This is a genomic window from Streptomyces sp. NPDC014891, from assembly GCF_043081085.1.
GTDB lineage: Bacteria > Actinomycetota > Actinomycetes > Streptomycetales > Streptomycetaceae > Streptomyces.
Genome location: NZ_JBIBWF010000009.1, coordinates 1 through 14,980, shown reverse-complemented (window position 1 = coordinate 14,980; position 14,980 = coordinate 1). Strand labels below are relative to the sequence as shown.

Here is a 14,980-nt window from a genome sequence, read left to right as displayed (position 1 = left end):
GTGAAGCGGTTATGATAGATAGCGTCATTTCGACGAAAAGGTTTCCCCGAAGAAAGGGTGCGTGACGTGACCACGGCCCAAGCCCGTCATGACCTCGACGTACAGCCGTCGCCGCTCGCCCTGCTTCTGCTCGGTCGCGAGGCCGACCCGAAGAGCGAGCGCGGCGTGGAGTGCCCCGGCGACCTCCCCTCGCCCTCCGACCCGGACCTGGTGGAGCGCGCCCGCGCCGCCAAGGAGAAGCTCGGGGACAAGGTCTTCGTCCTGGGCCACCACTACCAGCGCGACGAGGTCATCCAGTTCGCCGACGTCACCGGCGACTCGTTCAAGCTCGCGCGCGACGCCGCGGCCCGGCCCGAGGCCGAGTACATCGTCTTCTGCGGCGTGCACTTCATGGCGGAGTCGGCCGACATCCTCACCGGCGACGAGCAGAAGGTCGTCCTGCCCGACCTCGCGGCCGGCTGCTCGATGGCCGACATGGCCACCGCCGAGCAGGTCGCCGAGTGCTGGGACGTGCTGACCGAGGCCGGCGTCGCCGACCAGGTCGTGCCCGTCTCCTACATGAACTCCTCGGCCGACATCAAGGCCTTCACCGGCAAGCACGGGGGCACGATCTGCACCTCGTCCAACGCCGAGCGCGCCCTGGACTGGGCCTTCGGGCAGGGGGAGCCCGGCACGACAAAGGTGCTGTTCCTGCCGGACCAGCACCTGGGCCGCAACACCGCCGTCCGCGACATGGGCATGTCGCTCGACGACTGCGTCCTGTACAACCCGCACAAGCCGAACGGCGGGCTGACCGTCGAGGAGCTGCGCGCCGCCAAGATGATCCTGTGGCGGGGCCACTGCTCGGTGCACGGCCGCTTCTCGCTGGACTCGGTGAACGACGTCCGCGAGCGCATCCCGGGCGTGAACGTGCTGGTCCACCCCGAGTGCCGGCACGAGGTCGTCGCCGCCGCGGACTACGTGGGCTCCACCGAGTACATCATCAACACCCTGGAGGCGGCCCCGGCCGGTTCCAAGTGGGCGATCGGCACCGAGCTCAACCTGGTCCGCCGGCTCGCGAACCGGTTCGCCGACCAGGACAAGGAGATCGTCTTCCTCGACAAGACGGTCTGCTTCTGCTCGACGATGAACCGCATCGACCTGCCCCACCTGGTGTGGACCCTGGAGTCCCTCGCCGAGGGCAACCTCGTCAACCAGATCCGGGTCGACAAGGAGACGGAGAGCTTCGCGAAGCTCGCGCTGGAGCGGATGCTCGCTCTGCCGTAACGGTTCTCCCCCGATACGCCCTGAGGGCGCCCCGCGAGGTGCGGGGCGCCCTCAGGCGTTCTGCGGCTTCTGCGGGACGTCCAGCGGCGTCTCCTAGGCGTCCAGCGCGTCGAGCAGCGACGTGTCCGTGTCGGTGTTCGCCTCCGTCGGCTGCTCCGGGATGTCCTTGCCCTTCTTCGCCGCCTTCTTCTTCGCACGGCGCTCCTTGCGGAGCTCCACCATCGCGTAGAGCGTGGGGACGAGGAGCAGCGTCAGCAGCGTCGACGTGATCAGACCGCCGATCACCACGACGGCCAGCGGCTGGGCGATGAAGCCGCCCTCGCCGGTGATGCCGAGCGCCATCGGCAGCAGCGCGAAGATCGTCGCCAGGGCGGTCATCAGGATCGGGCGGAGCCGGTGCCGGCCGCCCTCGATCACCGCCTCGACGACGCCCAGGCCCTGCGCCCGGTACTGGTTGATCAGGTCGATCAGGACGATCGCGTTGGTGACGACGATGCCGATGAGCATCAGCATGCCGATCATCGCCGGGACGCCCATCGCGGTGTCGGTGGCCACGAGCAGGCCGATCGCGCCGGTCGCCGCGAACGGGATCGAGACCAGCAGGATCAGCGGCTGGACCAGCGACCGGAAGGTCGCGACGAGCAGCATGAAGACGATCGCGATGGCGGCCAGCATGGCCAGGAACAGGTTGAGGAAGGCCTCGGACTGGTCCTCGGAGACACCGCCGATGCTGGCGGTGGCGCCCTCGGGCAGGTCGAGCGCGTCGATCTTCTGCTGGAGGGTGGCGCTGACGGCGCCGGTGTTGTCGCCCACCGGCTTGGCCGTGATCGTCGCGGCGCGGGCGCCGTCGATCCGGGTCATGGAGACCGGGCCGGGGACGAGCTCGACGGTGGCGATGTCGCCCAGCTTCACCGGGCCGAGGGGCAGCGCCCTGAGTCCGGCCAGGGTGGTGACCGGCTTCGCCGAGGTGATGAGGACGTCGCGCTCGCTGTCGTCGAGGGTCGCCTTGGCGGCCGGGGTGCCCCGGACGGCCTGGCCGACGATCATGCCGAGCGAGGCGGAGTCGAAGCCGGCGTCGGCCGCCGCGGGCTTCGCCCGGACCGAGATGCGCGGGACGGACTGCGAGAGGTCGCTCTGGACGTCGGTGACGTCCTTCATGCCGGCGATCGCGTCCCTGACCTGGTCGGAGGCCTTCTCGAGGACCTCGGCGTCGGCGGCCTTCACGACCACGCTCAGGTCCTGGCTGCCGAAGCCGTCACCGGCGGCGATCTTGGTCTCGCCGATGCCGTCGAGGGCGGCGAGGCCCTTCTCGATGGCGTCCCGGGTCTTCTCGAACGCGGCGGAGTCCTCCAGGCTGACCTGGTAGGTGGCCTGGTTGGTGCCGGTGCCGCCGCCGAAGGCCGCCATGAAGCCGGACGAGCCGACGTTGACCTGGTAGTCCTTGACGCCGTCGGTGTCCGCGAGGAGCTTCTCGACCTTCTTCGCGGCCGCGTCGGAGGCGTCGAGGGCGGTGCCGGGGGCCAGCTCCTGCTGGATGCTGAGCACCTCCTGCTCGCCCTGGTCGAAGAAGTTCGTCTTCAGGAGCGGGGCCATGCCGAAGGTGACGATCAGGACCACGAACGCGATGGCGAGGCTGGTGAGCCGGCGCCGGGTCGCGAACCGCAGGACCGGCACGTAGAGGCGCTGGAGACGGCTCTTCTCCTCCTTCTCCTCGGCCAGCCTGCGGGCCTCGGCCAGGTCCTCGGGGGTGCCCTTGGGGGCGCGCAGGAACCAGTACGAGAGGACCGGGACGACCGTCAGGGAGACGAGCAGCGAGGCCAGCAGGGCCGCGGTGACCGTCAGCGAGAAGGAGCCGAACAGCTCGCCGATCATGCCGCCGGTCAGACCGATCGGCAGGAAGACGGCGACGGTCGTGAGCGTCGAGGAGGTGACGGCGCCCGCCACCTCGCGGACCGCGGTGAGGATCGCGGCCTGCCGCTCCTCGCCGTAGCCGAGGTGCCGCTTGATGTTCTCCAGGACCACGATCGAGTCGTCGACGACCCGGCCGATGGCGATGGTGAGCGCACCGAGCGTCAGCATGTTCAGCGAGAGGTCGCGGGTCCACAGCACGATGAGCGCGAGGACCACGGAGAGCGGGATGGAGACCGCGGTGACCAGGGTGGAGCGGATCGACGCGAGGAAGACCAGGATCACCAGGACGGCCATGACGAGGCCGAGGGCGCCCTCGGTGGTGAGGCCGGAGACGGCCTTGGCGACGGCCGGGCCCTGGTCGGAGACCACGGTCAGCTCGGCGCCCGCGCCGAGGTCGGCGCGGAGCTCGGGCAGCTTCTCCTCAACGGCGTCGGAGATCGCGACGGCGCTGCCGTCCTTGTCCATGGTGGCCATGACGGCGAGGCTGGGCTTGCCGTTGGTCCGGGTGAGGGAGACGCGCGGGGACTCCTCCTGGCGGACGGTGGCGACGTCGCCGAGGCGGACCGCCTTGCCCTTGCCGGGGGTGGCCGCCGGGATGCGGAGGTCCTCGATCTGGCGCAGCGAGGTGAAGCCGCCGCCGACCTGGATGGTGCGGCTCTTGCCGGTCTCGGAGAAGGAGCCGGCCGGGAGGGTGCCGCCGCCGGAGCGGAGGGCCTCGCCGAGCTTCATCGTCGTGAGGCCGGCCGCGGCGAGCTTGCGGTCGTCGGGGGTGACGGAGACCTGGAGGTCCTGAACGCCGGTCACGGAGACCTGGCCGACTCCCTCGATGCCTTCGAGGGCGGGCACGACGGTGCGGTCCAGCAGGTCGGCGAGGGCCTGCGGATCCTGGTCGGAGGCGGCGGCGAGGACGACGGTCGGGATGTCGTCCGTGGAGCCGGCCACGACCTGCGGGTCGACCGTGTCGGGCAGTTCGGCGCGGGCCCGGTTGACGGCCTGCTGGACGTCGGCGACGAGCTGCTTCGTCGACTCGTCGCCGTAGTCGAAGGAGGCCATGACGAGCGCCATGCCCTCGGAGGCCGTGGAGGTGACCGACTTCAGGCCGTCGACGGCCTTCAGGTTGCTCTCCAGCGGCTCGACGACCTGCTTCTCGACCACGTCGGGAGAGGCGCCCTGGTAGGGCGCGAGGACCGAGACCATGGGCAGCTCGATCGAGGGGAACAGCTGCTGCTTCAGCTGCGGTATCGCGATCGCCCCGAACACCAGGGCGACGATGGAGATCAGCCCGATCAGGGCCCTTTGGGCGAGGCTGAATCTCGACAGCCAGGACATGGGGTCTCTCTTCTGTGGCGTACGCGTCGACGGGCGGGAGCAGCCAAGGCGCCGGCCCGGATCCGCGGGATCCGCCGGAGGTGCCCCCCGCCTATACGATCTGCCATCGCGGCCCGGAAGTCCTCGCCCCCCGGGTCCACATCCTTATCCCGCGCATACCGCGTCTGGAGTACGCGGGAGTCGCCGGTCACTCCACCCTCGGACGTACCAGTCCCGACTCGTAGGCGGTGACGACCAGCTGGGCGCGGTCGCGGGCGCCCAGCTTGGCCATGGCCCGGTTGACGTGGGTCTTCACGGTGAGCGGGCTGACGTCGAGCCGCTCGGCGATCTCGTCGTTGGAGAGGCCACCGCCGACCAGGACGAGGACCTCGCGCTCCCGGGCGGTGAGCGCGGCGAGCCGCTCGGTGCGGGCCCGGCCGCCCTCGCCGACGGCGTCGGCACCGGGTCCCTGGGCGAGGAACGTGGCGATGAGCCCCTTGGTGGCGGCCGGGGAGAGCAGTGCCTCGCCCGCGTGGGCGACCCGGATCGCGCCGAGCAGCTCGTCCGGTTCGGCGCCCTTGCCGAGGAACCCGGAGGCCCCGGCGCGGAGGGCCTGCACGACGTACTCGTCGACCTCGAAGGTGGTCAGCATGACGATCCGCACGTCGGAGAGCTCCGGGTCCGCGGTGATCATGCGGGTGGCGGCGAGGCCGTCGGTGCCGGGCATGCGGATGTCCATCAGGACCACGTCGGCCCGCTCCGAGCGGGCGAGGGCCACGGCCTCGGCACCGTCGGCCGCCTCGCCGACGACCTCCATGTCCGCCTCGGAGTTCACCAGGACCTTGAAGGCGCTGCGGAGCAGGGCCTGGTCGTCGGCGAGCAGTACCCGGATCGTCATGTGTCCTCCCCCGTGCGGGACGTCACCGGCAGTATCGCCTGGACGCGGAAGCCGCCGCCGTACCGGGGGGCCGCGGTCAGGGTGCCGCCGAGCGCGCCGACCCGCTCGCGCATGCCGAGCAGCCCGTGCCCGCCGTGGGGGGCGGGGTCGGGGTCGGGCGTGGAGGTGCCGTTGTCGAGAACGGTGATCTCCACCGTGCGGCCCACCCGGACGACGCTGACCTCGGCCTCGGCGTCCGGTCCCGCGTGCTTGCGCACGTTGGTCAGCGCCTCCTGCACGATCCGGTACGCGGCCAGGTCGACGGTCGCGGGCAGCGGCCGCTCCCCGTCGGTACGGGCCAGGGCGACCGGCAGTCCGGCGTTGCGGAAGCTGTCGAGCAGCCCGTCGAGGACGGCGAGGCCGGGCGCGGGCTCGGTGGGGGCCTCCGGGTCGCCGGACTGGCGCAGCAGGCCGACCGTGGCGCGCAGTTCGTCGAGCGCGGACCGGCTGGCGTCCCGGACGTGCGCGAGCGCCTCCTTGGCCTGGTCCGGGCGCTTGTCCATGACGTGCGCGGCGACCCCGGCCTGGACGTTCACCAGGGCGATGTGGTGGGCGACGACGTCGTGGAGGTCGCGGGCGATCCGCAGCCGCTCCTCCGCGACCCGTCGGCCCGCCTCCTCCTCGCGGGTGCGTTCGGCGCGTTCGGCGCGTTCCCTGATGGCGTCGACGAAGGCCCGGCGGCTGCGGACGGCGTCTCCGGCGGCGGCGGCCATGCCGGTCCAGGCGAAGATGCCGACGTTCTCCTGGGCGTACCAGGGCGTGGGGCCGAAGGCCATGGCCGCGGCCGTCATCACCGCCATGGTGGCGAGGCCGACCCGCCAGGTGGTGGGCCGGTCGGTGCGGGCGGCGACCGTGAAGAGCGCGACGACGGCGCTCATGGAGACGGTGGCGGGCCGGGTGTCGTTGACCAGTTCCAGGAGGCTGACCGCCACCGTGAAGCAGAGGACGTGGAAGGGCCGGCGCCGGCGCAGCACCAGGGCCGCCGCCCCGAGCACCATGAGCAGCACGCTCAGGACGCTGGGCACCCGGTCGCCGAAGGTCGGCCCGGTCGGGCTGCCGTGGGGGTCGGTGAAGGACCCGGCGATCATCGAGACGAGCACGCCGAACGCGAGCGTGGCGTCGAAGGCGAGCGGATGCGCGCGGAACCCGTCGCGGAGACGGGCGAAGAGGCCGCCGGTGGCGGGTCCGGTGGGGGTCACGGGCACCAACGGTACGGGGCCGGGGGAACGGCGGTGCGCGGAAGGCGCGCGGTCCCGCCGCCCGGGGCCCGTCCGTCGGTCTCCCGTGGTGGCGGGAAGGTAGGCCGGTCGGCCGGGAGGGGCGGACGTGAGTTCGACGGCTCCCCCTGGGGGCGCGAGGCCTGCGGCCGGGGTCGTCGGCCGGGCTTCCCGGGCGTCAGCCCGGGGTTCCGGAAACGTCGGCCGGGGCGGGGCCTGCGGGCGTCAGCTCGGGGTTCCGCAAACGGCGGCCGGGGCCTGCGGGGGGGGCAACCCGGGGTTCCGGATCGGCGGCCGGAGTCTGCGGGGCCTCAGCCCCGGGCCCCGGGGCGCCATCCGAGGTTTCCGCGGCGTCCGCCCGGATTCCGAGGGGTCAGCCCGGGATGAGGCCGTCGTCGGAGAGCATCTCCCTGACCTCGTCCAGACTCGCGTCCGGAGCGGGCAGGATCAGCTCCGAGGGTTCGAGCGCGTCGTCCGGGAGCGGCTCGCCGAGCCGCCGGACCGCGCCGAGGAGGGCGTTCAGCGTGCGCCGGAACCCGTCCTCGTCCCCCGACTCCATCTCCCCGAGCAGCTCGTCGTCGAGCCTGTTCAGCTCGACGAAGTGGCTGTCGGCCAGCTCCCGCTGGCCCTCCCCCATGATCCGTACGATCATGACGCGTCCTGTCTGTTCGCGGGCTGTCGCCTACGTCCGGCGCCCGCGCGGACCGCTGCCCGCGCGGGCCGGTGCCTACTTCTCGAAGCGCGGGTGGGACTGGTGCTGCTGCGGGGCGTCCTGGGGAGCGGCCGCGCCGCCGCCCTCGATCGCCTGCTTCTGCGCCGACGGGCCGCCGGCCAGCTCCGCCTTCATCCGCTGGAGCTCCAGCTCGACGTCCGTACCGCCCGAGAGCCGGTCGAGCTCCGCCTGGATGTCGTCCTTGGCGAGCCCGGACTGGTCGTCCAGGGCGCCCGAGGCGAGCAGCTCGTCGATCGCGCCCGCGCGCGCCTGGAGCTGGGCGGTCTTGTCCTCGGCCCGCTGGATCGCGAGGCCGACGTCGCTCATCTCCTCCGAGATGCCGGAGAAGGACTCGGCGATCCGGGTCTGCGCCTGGGCCGCCGTGTAGGTCGCCTTGATGGTCTCCTTCTTGGTGCGGAAGGCGTCCACCTTGGCCTGGAGACGCTGGGCGGCGAGGGTGAGCTTCTCCTCCTCGCCCTGCAGCGTCTGGTGCTGCACCTCCAGGTCGCTGACCTGCTGCTGCAGCGCGGCACGACGCGACAGCGCCTCGCGCGCCAGGTCCTCGCGGCCGAGCGCCAGCGCCTTACGGCCCTGGTCCTCCAGCTTGGAGGACTGGCCCTGCAGCTGGTTCAGCTGGAGTTCGAGCCGCTTGCGGGAGGTGGCGACGTCGGCGACGCCCCGCCGCACCTTCTGCAGCAGCTCCAGTTGCTTCTGGTAGGAGTAGTCGAGCGTCTCGCGCGGATCCTCGGCCCGGTCAAGGGCCTTGTTCGCCTTCGCGCGGAAGATCATCCCCATACGCTTCATGACACCGCTCATGGGCTTCGCGCGCCCCCTTCTGACGGACTTCGGCTCCAGCTTTCGACAGGATCCACAGTACGGGCCCTGTCTCCATTACCGCACTGTTCGGAGCCGGATGCGCTCCTCCCCAAGGACGACTACGGCCGGCCTCCCCTCCCGCGCAGGGAGTAGATGGATCTAGGGGAAACCCGCGCCCGTCCCGCGTACGTACCGCCGTAGACGCACTCTGTTAGCGGATCGTTCCCGCCCGGCATGGGGTTCATGCCCGCCACCCCGTACCCTTGGGTTTTGTGTTCCGTAGCCGTTCGAAGGACGAGAAGGCCCCCACCGACAAGGTGACGGCGGACCTCTCCAAGCAGCCCCGCGACCCCGAGGCCCCCAAGGGCCGCCCGACCCCGAAGCGGAGTGAGGCGCAGACCCAGCGCCGTCGCGCCGCGACGGTGCCGACCGACCGCAAGGAGGCCGCCAAGCGCCAGCGCGAGGCACGCCGCTCGGACCTGGCGCGCCAGCGCGAGGCACTGGCCAGTGGCGACGAGCGTTACCTGCCGGCCCGCGACAAGGGTCCGGTCCGCCGCTTCGTGCGCGACTTCGTCGACTCGCGGTTCGCGATCGCCGAATTCTTCCTGCCGATGGCCGTGGTGATCCTCGTGCTGTCGCTGTTCGGCAACGCCAACCGGTCGCTGCAGAACATCTCGCTGCTGCTCTGGCTCGGTGTGATCATCCTGATCGTCATCGACTCCGTCGGCATCTGGATCCGGCTCAGGAAGCAGCTCAACGAGCGCTTCCCGAACGAGCCTAAGCGCGGCGCCGTCGCCTACGGTCTGATGCGTACGCTCCAGATGCGCCGCCTGCGACTGCCGAAGCCGCAGGTCAAGCGCGGAGAGCGGCCCTGAGCGCCGATCGTTCGGAGACCGTCGAGCGGGCCTTCGGTGCCGCGACGTCGGAGTCGGGGGGGCCCGTCCTGCCCGTCGTCGTGCACTGGCCCGCCGGTTCCGGCGGGCTGCGCGACACCATCCGGCAGGAGATAGTCGCCCGCCAGCTCGACGAGCAGATAGCCGGCCGCTACCCCGTGGGGCAGCGGCTCCGGATCCTCGACGCCGGCATGGGCCAGGGCACCCAGGCCCTCCGGCTCGCCCGCGCCGGGCACACGGTGACCGGCCTCGAGGCCGATCCCGACCTTCTGAAGGCCGCCCGCGAGTCGCTGGCGACCGAACCCGCCGGCATCCGCGAACGGGTCCGGCTGATCGAGGGCGACGGGCGCGAGACCGGGGTGCACTTCCTGCCCGGCAGTTTCGACGTCGTCCTCTGCCACGGCGTCCTCATGTACGCGGACGAGCCCGACGCGCTGCTCGCGGGGCTCGCCCGGATGCTCGCCCCCGGGGGGCTGCTCTCGCTGGTCGTGCGGAACGCCGAGGCCCTCGCGATGCGCCCGGGACTCGCTGGCGACTGGTCCGGTGCGCTCGCCGGCTTCGACTCCGACGTCTACACCGACGACGACGGCGTGAAGGTGCGGGCCGACCGCCTCGACGCACTGACCTCCACGCTCGCCGGGATCGCGGCGCCGCTGCACGCCTGGTACGGGGTGCGGGTCTTCACCGACGCCGTCCCCGCCGACGCGGGGCTGCCGCCCGCCGAGGAGCTCGACCGGCTGCTCTCCGCCGAGGACCGGGCGGGGCGGACCGAGCCGTACCGCCGGGTGGCGGCGCTGCTGCACCTCTGCGGGGTACGGGGCTGATCCCCGGGCCGCCCGTGCGCGGCGGGCGCGCCCGCGCGGCCCCGCGCGGCAGGCCCGGACGCCGACGGGCGGTGGTGCTCCGCTGATCGGATGCGCTCACCGGGCCCGGTCCCGGGACGGCACGGATACTCCGGACATGGACGTCTCCCGTGCCCGCGCTCCCCGTCCCCCGCGGTCTCCGCTCCCCCTCCGCTCCGGTCTCCCCCTCCGCTCCGGTCTCCTCCTGTTCGCTCGTGTCTCCCGCTCCCCCCTTCCGCCGCTGGCTGCCGTGGTCTGCGCCGTCGGGCTCCTCGGGGGCTGCTCGGCCGGCGGAGGAGCGCCGGAGCCGGAACGCTCCACGCAGGCGGCGGCGCCGCTCGCCGCGAACGACCTGGAGGACGACTACCGGGCCGTCATCAAGAACGTCCTGCCGTCGGTCGTGCAGATCGACGCGAGCGAGAGCCTCGGCTCCGGGGTCGTCTACGACGACAAGGGCCACATCGTCACCAACGCGCACGTGGTCGGCCAGGAGAAGACCTTCCGGGTCAGCGCCGCGACGGGCGGCCGGCCGGTGACCGCCCGGCTCGTCTCCTCGTACCCCGAGCAGGACCTCGCGGTGATCAAGCTGGACTCGCTGCCGCAGGGACTGAAGCCGGCCCGGTTCGGCGACTCCTCGGCCGTCGACATGGGCCAGATCGTGCTGGCGATGGGCTCCCCGCTGGGGCTGTCCGGCAGCGTCACCCAGGGCATCGTCTCCGCGACCGGGCGCACGGTCAGCGAGGGCCGGAACGGCGGGGGGACGGGGGCGACCATCGCGAACATGGTCCAGACGTCGGCGGCGATCAACCCCGGGAACAGCGGGGGCGCGCTGGTGAACCTGGACAGCGAGGTCGTGGGCATCCCGACGCTGGCGGCGGTCGACCCGGAGATCGGCGGCGGTTCGGCGGCGGGCATCGGGTTCGCGATCCCCGCCTCGACCGTGCGGACGATCGCGGACCAGATCGTGAAGGACGGCAAAGTCACCGACTCGGGCCGGGCGGCGCTGGACATCACGGGCCGCACGGTGCTGGACGACGCCTACGAGCCGACGGGCGTGGCGGTGGTCGAGGCGCCGGCGAACGGGGCGGCGGGGAAGGCGGGGCTGCGGCCGGGGGACGTGATCACGCGGCTGGGCGACACGGAGGTCACGACGATCACGTCCCTCGCGGAGGCGCTGGCCTCGCGCCGGCCGGGCGACGAGGTGGTGGTGACGTACGAACGGGGGGAGGAGACGCGGACGGCGACGGTGACGCTGGGCGAGATGTGAGGAGGGCGGGGGCGCTGCCGGGCGGGCTTCGCCCTGGCCGGACGGAGCCCCACGACGCCGAGCCCGGACCGCCGGGCGGGCTCCGCCCCCGGCGGAGCCGGGGGCGGTGGGTGGTCGGGCGGGGGTCAGGCCTCCGCGTTCAGGGGCATCGGGCCGTAGATCTTCGTCCCGTCCTCCGAGAGCGTCACCTGGTCCGCCCCGCCGCCCAGCAGGTCACGCCAGTTCTCGCCGATCCAGCTCTCCGCGTCGCCCTGGGTGGTGAACTCCTCGGGCGTCACCACCGGCTCGACCTCCGTGCCGTCGGACTTCTCGAACCGCCACGTCCATGCCATGTCCGCCTCCTGGTGCTCACCGGATGATCGGTTTCCTGCCCGCAGCGTAGCCGGGCGCGCACCGCTCGCGGTGGCGCGGGAGGATCTGAGGGTGGAACTGACTCTGCTCGGCACCGGTGCCCCGCTCGGCCTGCCCCGTCCCGACTGCTCCTGCGCCGTGTGCGCGCTCTCCCGCGGGCCGCGGGTGCGCGCCGCGACGGCGCTGCTCGTGGACGGGGCCCTGCTGCTCGATCTCACCCCGGGCGCCGCGCTGGCCGCCGCGCGGTCCGGGCATTCGCTGGTGGGGGTGCGACAGGTGCTGCTGACCCATCCGCACGACGGGCCGGCGGTGGAGGTGCCCGCCGGGCTGCCCACCGCCGGGCGGGTGCCGGACGGACGGGAGTTGACGCTGATCTCCGGTCACCGGGTGCGGGCGGTGCCGATGGACTCCCCCGGGACCGGGTACGAGGTGACCTCGGCCGAGGGCGAGACGCTGCTGTACCTGCCGCCGGGCGGGTCGCCTGCCGGACTTCCGGACGACCACCGGCGGCCGTACGACATGGTGGTCGCGGACGTGACGGGGCGGCCGGACGCGCTGGCCCGGCTGCGGGCGACCGGGGCCGTGGGCCCCGCGACCGACGTCGTGGCCGCGCACCTGGACCACGACGCGCCGACCGGTGCCGAGCTGGACCGGCGGCTGGCCGCGGCGGGCGCGCGGGCGGTGCCGGACGGGACGACGCTGTACGTGGGCGAGTACCACGAGGTGCCGGACGTGCCCCGGCGGACGCTGGTGACCGGCGGGGCGAGGTCGGGGAAGTCGGTGGAGGCCGAGCGGCGGCTGGAGACCTTCCCGGACGTGCTGTACGTGGCGACCGGCGGGAGCCGGGACGGCGACCCGGAGTGGGCGGAGCGGGTGGGCCTGCACCGGGAGCGGCGGCCGGGTTCGTGGCGTACCGCCGAGACCTGCGACCTCGTACCGCTGCTCGACGGGGACGGGCCGGCGCTCCTCGTCGACTGTCTGTCGCTGTGGCTGACGGACGCCATGGACCGGGTGGGCGCCTGGGACGACGCGAGGTGGGCGGACGGCGGGCAGGCGGCGCTGCGCGAGCGGACCGCCGAGCTGGTGGCGGCGGTGCGGGCGACCCAACGCACGGTCGTCGCCGTGACGAACGAGGTCGGATCGGGCGTGGTGCCGGCGACGGCGGCGGGCCGGCGCTTCCGCGACGAGCTGGGCCGGCTGAACGCGGCCTTCGCGGACGAGTGCGAGGAGGTCCTCCTCGTGGTCGCCGGTCAGGCGCTCGTGCTGCGCGGGTAGGGTGCCAGCACCGATGGCCCTCGCTGATTGTCACAAGGCGGATACCCGTGAACCTGGACGACTTCTCCGATCTGATCGAGCGCCCCGACGGGGGGATCCGGCGTGACGCCGAGGAGCGCCGCGAGCGGCTGGCGGTGCCGCCGGGGTCGCTCGGCCGGCTCGACGAGCTCGGGGAGTGGCTGTCGGCCGCGCAGGCCTCGGTGAAGGTGCGGGCGATCGAGCAGCCGAAGGCGGTGCTCTTCGCGGGCGACCACGGGGTGGCCTCGCTCGACGTGTCGGGACGCCAGGCGGGCACCGCCCACGCGCTGGTGCGGGCCGTGCTGGACGGGGAGAGCCCGGTCGCGGTGCTGGCCCGGTCGACCGGCGTGCCGGTGCGGGTCGTGGACGCGGGACTGGACTGCGATCCGGAGCTGCTGCCGGCCGAGGTGACGCGCCACCGCGTGCGGCGCGGCAGCGGACGGATCGACATCGAGGACGCGCTGACGGTCGAGGAGACCGAGGCCGCGGTCCGGCTCGGGATCGGGATCGCCGACGAGGAGGCGGACTCGGGCACCGATCTGGTGGTGCTGGGTGATCTGAGCGTGGGCGGGACGACGCCGGCCGCGACCCTGATCGCCGCCCTGTGCGGGACCGACGCCTCCGTGGTGACCGGCCGCGGCGGCGCGGGGATCGACGACCTGGCGTGGATGCGCAAGTGCGCGGCGATCCGTGACGCGCTGCGCCGGGCCCGGCCGGTCCTGGGCGACCAGCTGGAGCTGCTCGCGGCGGTCGGCGGGGCGGACCTGGCGGCGATGACCGGCTTCCTGCTCCAGGCGTCGGTGCGGCGGATGCCGGTGATCCTGGACGGTGTGGTGGGCGCGGCGTGCGCGCTGGTGGCGCAGCGGGCGGCGTTCCGGGCGCCGGACTGGTGGCTGGCGGGTCAGGTGAGCGGGGAGCCGGCGCAGGCGAAGGCCCTGGACCGGATGGCGCTCAACCCTCTGCTGGACCACGGCGTCCATGTGGGTGAGGGAACCGGGGCGCTGCTCGCACTCCCCCTCGTCAAGGCCGCGGCGGCGTTCGCCGCGGAGCTGCCCGAGCGTCCGGATCCGACCACTCCGGACGGCGGGGACACCGGCTCCGGGGTCTGACGCGGGGAAGCAGGGATTCGTCGGCTCCGGAGGCGGCCGCACGCGTGGCGCACGTCAGGTGCGCACGACGCGCGCGCGGCCGCCTCCGGCGTCGCCGCATGACAAACGACGCCCCATATGATCGCTTTTCATGGGAGAGGTCCGTTTGTCCGCCGAAGCAGCGCCCCGGGGCACCACGGCCCGTTCACGGCGCAGCGCCGCGTTCGCCGTCTGGTACCTGCGCGTCGTCACGTTCATCAATTTCCTGAGTGCCGTCTGGGTCTCCTTCGGGCAGGACCTGCGCCGGCACAACGAGGACAACTACTTCACTCCGTACCTGCTCACGGCCGGTTTCGCCTCGGGGGTCCTCACCCTCTTCCTGGCGATCACCATGCGGCGGCGGAAGCGGGCCGCGTGGATCCTCAACCTGGTGCTGAGCGGGCTGTTCCTGCTGCTCTTCGCGCTGGTGATGCTCTTCCCCGAGATCCGCCAGCACGCCCAGAACTGGATCTCGCTGGTCCTGACCGCCGCGTTCGTGCTCGCGCTGCTGCTGGGCCGGAAGGAGTTCTACGCGAAGGGGGACCGCTCCAACCCGTGGCTGGCGGCGGTGGTCGCGGTCGGCGGTCTGCTCGTCACCTCGCTGCTGGCGGCCGTCCTGGTCACCGTCACCAACACCTCCGGCGCCCCCTCCACCTTCCTGGAGCGCTGGCGGTACGGCGTGATGCGGTTGATCACCCTGGCCTCGGACGACTCGCGGTTCGCCGGGATCAGCACCCCCGGCTGGGTGGACGTGACCATCAACGTCCTGTCCACGCTGCTGCTGTTCGCGGTGCTCTTCGCCGCCTTCCGCTCCCGCCGGGCCACCGATCCGCTGACCGAGGAGGACGAGGAGCGGCTGCGGGCCCTGCTGGACAAGCAGGGCGACCGCGACTCGCTCGGCTACTTCGCGCTGCGCCGCGAGAAGAGCGTCGTGTGGTCGCCGAGCGAGAAGGCCGCCGTGACCTACCGGGTGGTCGGCGGGGTGTCGCTCGCCTCCGGCGATCCGATCGGCGACCCCGAGGCCTGGCCGGGGGCGATCG

The 14,980-nt window shown here is 72.8% G+C and carries 13 protein-coding genes; 7 read left to right on the top strand and 6 right to left on the bottom strand.

Annotation, left to right across the window (positions count from 1 at the left end):
* The first annotated feature begins 57 nt into the window (after nt 1-57).
* Nucleotides 58-1,266, top strand: a complete 1,209-nt coding sequence (gene nadA, locus ACF09E_RS24675; RefSeq protein WP_392207124.1) for a quinolinate synthase NadA — start codon at nt 58-60, stop codon at nt 1,264-1,266.
* 93 nt (nt 1,267-1,359) lie between these two features.
* Here nadA and ACF09E_RS24670 read toward each other — a convergent pair whose 3' ends face one another.
* From ACF09E_RS24670 to ACF09E_RS24650, 5 genes are all read right to left on the bottom strand, one after another.
* A complete protein-coding gene (locus tag ACF09E_RS24670) occupies nt 1,360-4,506 on the bottom strand; it encodes an efflux RND transporter permease subunit (RefSeq protein WP_392207122.1) in 3,147 nt (1,048 codons plus the stop codon).
* A 187-nt stretch (nt 4,507-4,693) separates the two neighbouring features.
* A complete protein-coding gene (locus tag ACF09E_RS24665) occupies nt 4,694-5,383 on the bottom strand; it encodes a response regulator (RefSeq protein ID WP_392207120.1) in 690 nt (229 codons plus the stop codon).
* Nucleotides 5,380-6,621: a sensor histidine kinase gene (locus tag ACF09E_RS24660; RefSeq protein ID WP_392207118.1), complete on the bottom strand. Its 1,242-nt coding sequence runs from the start codon at nt 6,619-6,621 to the stop codon at nt 5,380-5,382. Before ACF09E_RS24660 ends, ACF09E_RS24665 begins: the two co-directional genes overlap by 4 nt.
* A gap of 391 nt (nt 6,622-7,012) precedes the next feature.
* Complete coding sequence (locus ACF09E_RS24655) at nt 7,013-7,291, bottom strand: hypothetical protein (protein WP_388799647.1); 279 nt, start codon at nt 7,289-7,291, stop codon at nt 7,013-7,015.
* A gap of 75 nt (nt 7,292-7,366) precedes the next feature.
* Nucleotides 7,367-8,167 (bottom strand): PspA/IM30 family protein, encoded by an 801-nt coding sequence (locus tag ACF09E_RS24650; RefSeq protein WP_361853818.1) that lies wholly within the window; start codon nt 8,165-8,167, stop codon nt 7,367-7,369.
* Between the two features lie 272 nt (nt 8,168-8,439).
* Here ACF09E_RS24650 and ACF09E_RS24645 point away from each other — a divergent pair, with 272 nt between their 5' ends.
* From ACF09E_RS24645 to ACF09E_RS24635, 3 genes are all read left to right on the top strand, one after another.
* Nucleotides 8,440-9,042, top strand: a complete 603-nt coding sequence (locus ACF09E_RS24645) for a DUF3043 domain-containing protein (RefSeq protein ID WP_361853821.1) — start codon at nt 8,440-8,442, stop codon at nt 9,040-9,042.
* 80 nt (nt 9,043-9,122) lie between these two features.
* Nucleotides 9,123-9,884 (top strand): methyltransferase domain-containing protein, encoded by a 762-nt coding sequence (locus tag ACF09E_RS24640; protein ID WP_361853824.1) that lies wholly within the window; start codon nt 9,123-9,125, stop codon nt 9,882-9,884.
* 136 nt (nt 9,885-10,020) lie between these two features.
* Nucleotides 10,021-11,169 carry a S1C family serine protease gene (locus tag ACF09E_RS24635; RefSeq protein ID WP_392207115.1) on the top strand — a complete coding sequence of 383 codons (1,149 nt, stop codon included), beginning with the start codon at nt 10,021-10,023 and terminating at the stop codon, nt 11,167-11,169.
* A 125-nt stretch (nt 11,170-11,294) separates the two neighbouring features.
* Here the strand turns inward: ACF09E_RS24635 and ACF09E_RS24630 are convergent, their stop codons facing one another.
* Entirely contained in the window at nt 11,295-11,501 is a 207-nt protein-coding gene (locus ACF09E_RS24630; protein ID WP_361407450.1) for a hypothetical protein, read from the bottom strand.
* A 91-nt stretch (nt 11,502-11,592) separates the two neighbouring features.
* Here ACF09E_RS24630 and ACF09E_RS24625 point away from each other — a divergent pair, with 91 nt between their 5' ends.
* From ACF09E_RS24625 to ACF09E_RS24615, 3 genes are all read left to right on the top strand, one after another.
* A complete protein-coding gene (locus tag ACF09E_RS24625) occupies nt 11,593-12,795 on the top strand; it encodes a bifunctional adenosylcobinamide kinase/adenosylcobinamide-phosphate guanylyltransferase (protein WP_392207113.1) in 1,203 nt (400 codons plus the stop codon).
* A gap of 47 nt (nt 12,796-12,842) precedes the next feature.
* On the top strand, nt 12,843-13,922 hold the full coding sequence (gene cobT / locus ACF09E_RS24620) for a nicotinate-nucleotide--dimethylbenzimidazole phosphoribosyltransferase (protein WP_392207111.1): 1,080 nt from the start codon (nt 12,843-12,845) through the stop codon (nt 13,920-13,922).
* Between the two features lie 130 nt (nt 13,923-14,052).
* Nucleotides 14,053-14,980 (top strand): phosphatidylglycerol lysyltransferase domain-containing protein (locus ACF09E_RS24615; RefSeq protein ID WP_392207109.1); only part of this gene is annotated, 928 nt, incomplete at its 3' end.

Coding starts and splice junctions, on each gene's coding strand:
- ACF09E_RS24670 (WP_392207122.1), bottom strand. CDS start 4,506: ATGTCCTGGCTGTCGAGATTCAGCCTCGCCCAAAGGGCCCTGATCGGG.
- ACF09E_RS24665 (WP_392207120.1), bottom strand. CDS start 5,383: ATGACGATCCGGGTACTGCTCGCCGACGACCAGGCCCTGCTCCGCAGC.
- ACF09E_RS24655 (WP_388799647.1), bottom strand. CDS start 7,291: ATGATCGTACGGATCATGGGGGAGGGCCAGCGGGAGCTGGCCGACAGC.
- ACF09E_RS24650 (WP_361853818.1), bottom strand. CDS start 8,167: ATGAGCGGTGTCATGAAGCGTATGGGGATGATCTTCCGCGCGAAGGCG.
- ACF09E_RS24635 (WP_392207115.1), top strand. CDS start 10,021: ATGGACGTCTCCCGTGCCCGCGCTCCCCGTCCCCCGCGGTCTCCGCTC.
- ACF09E_RS24630 (WP_361407450.1), bottom strand. CDS start 11,501: ATGGCATGGACGTGGCGGTTCGAGAAGTCCGACGGCACGGAGGTCGAG.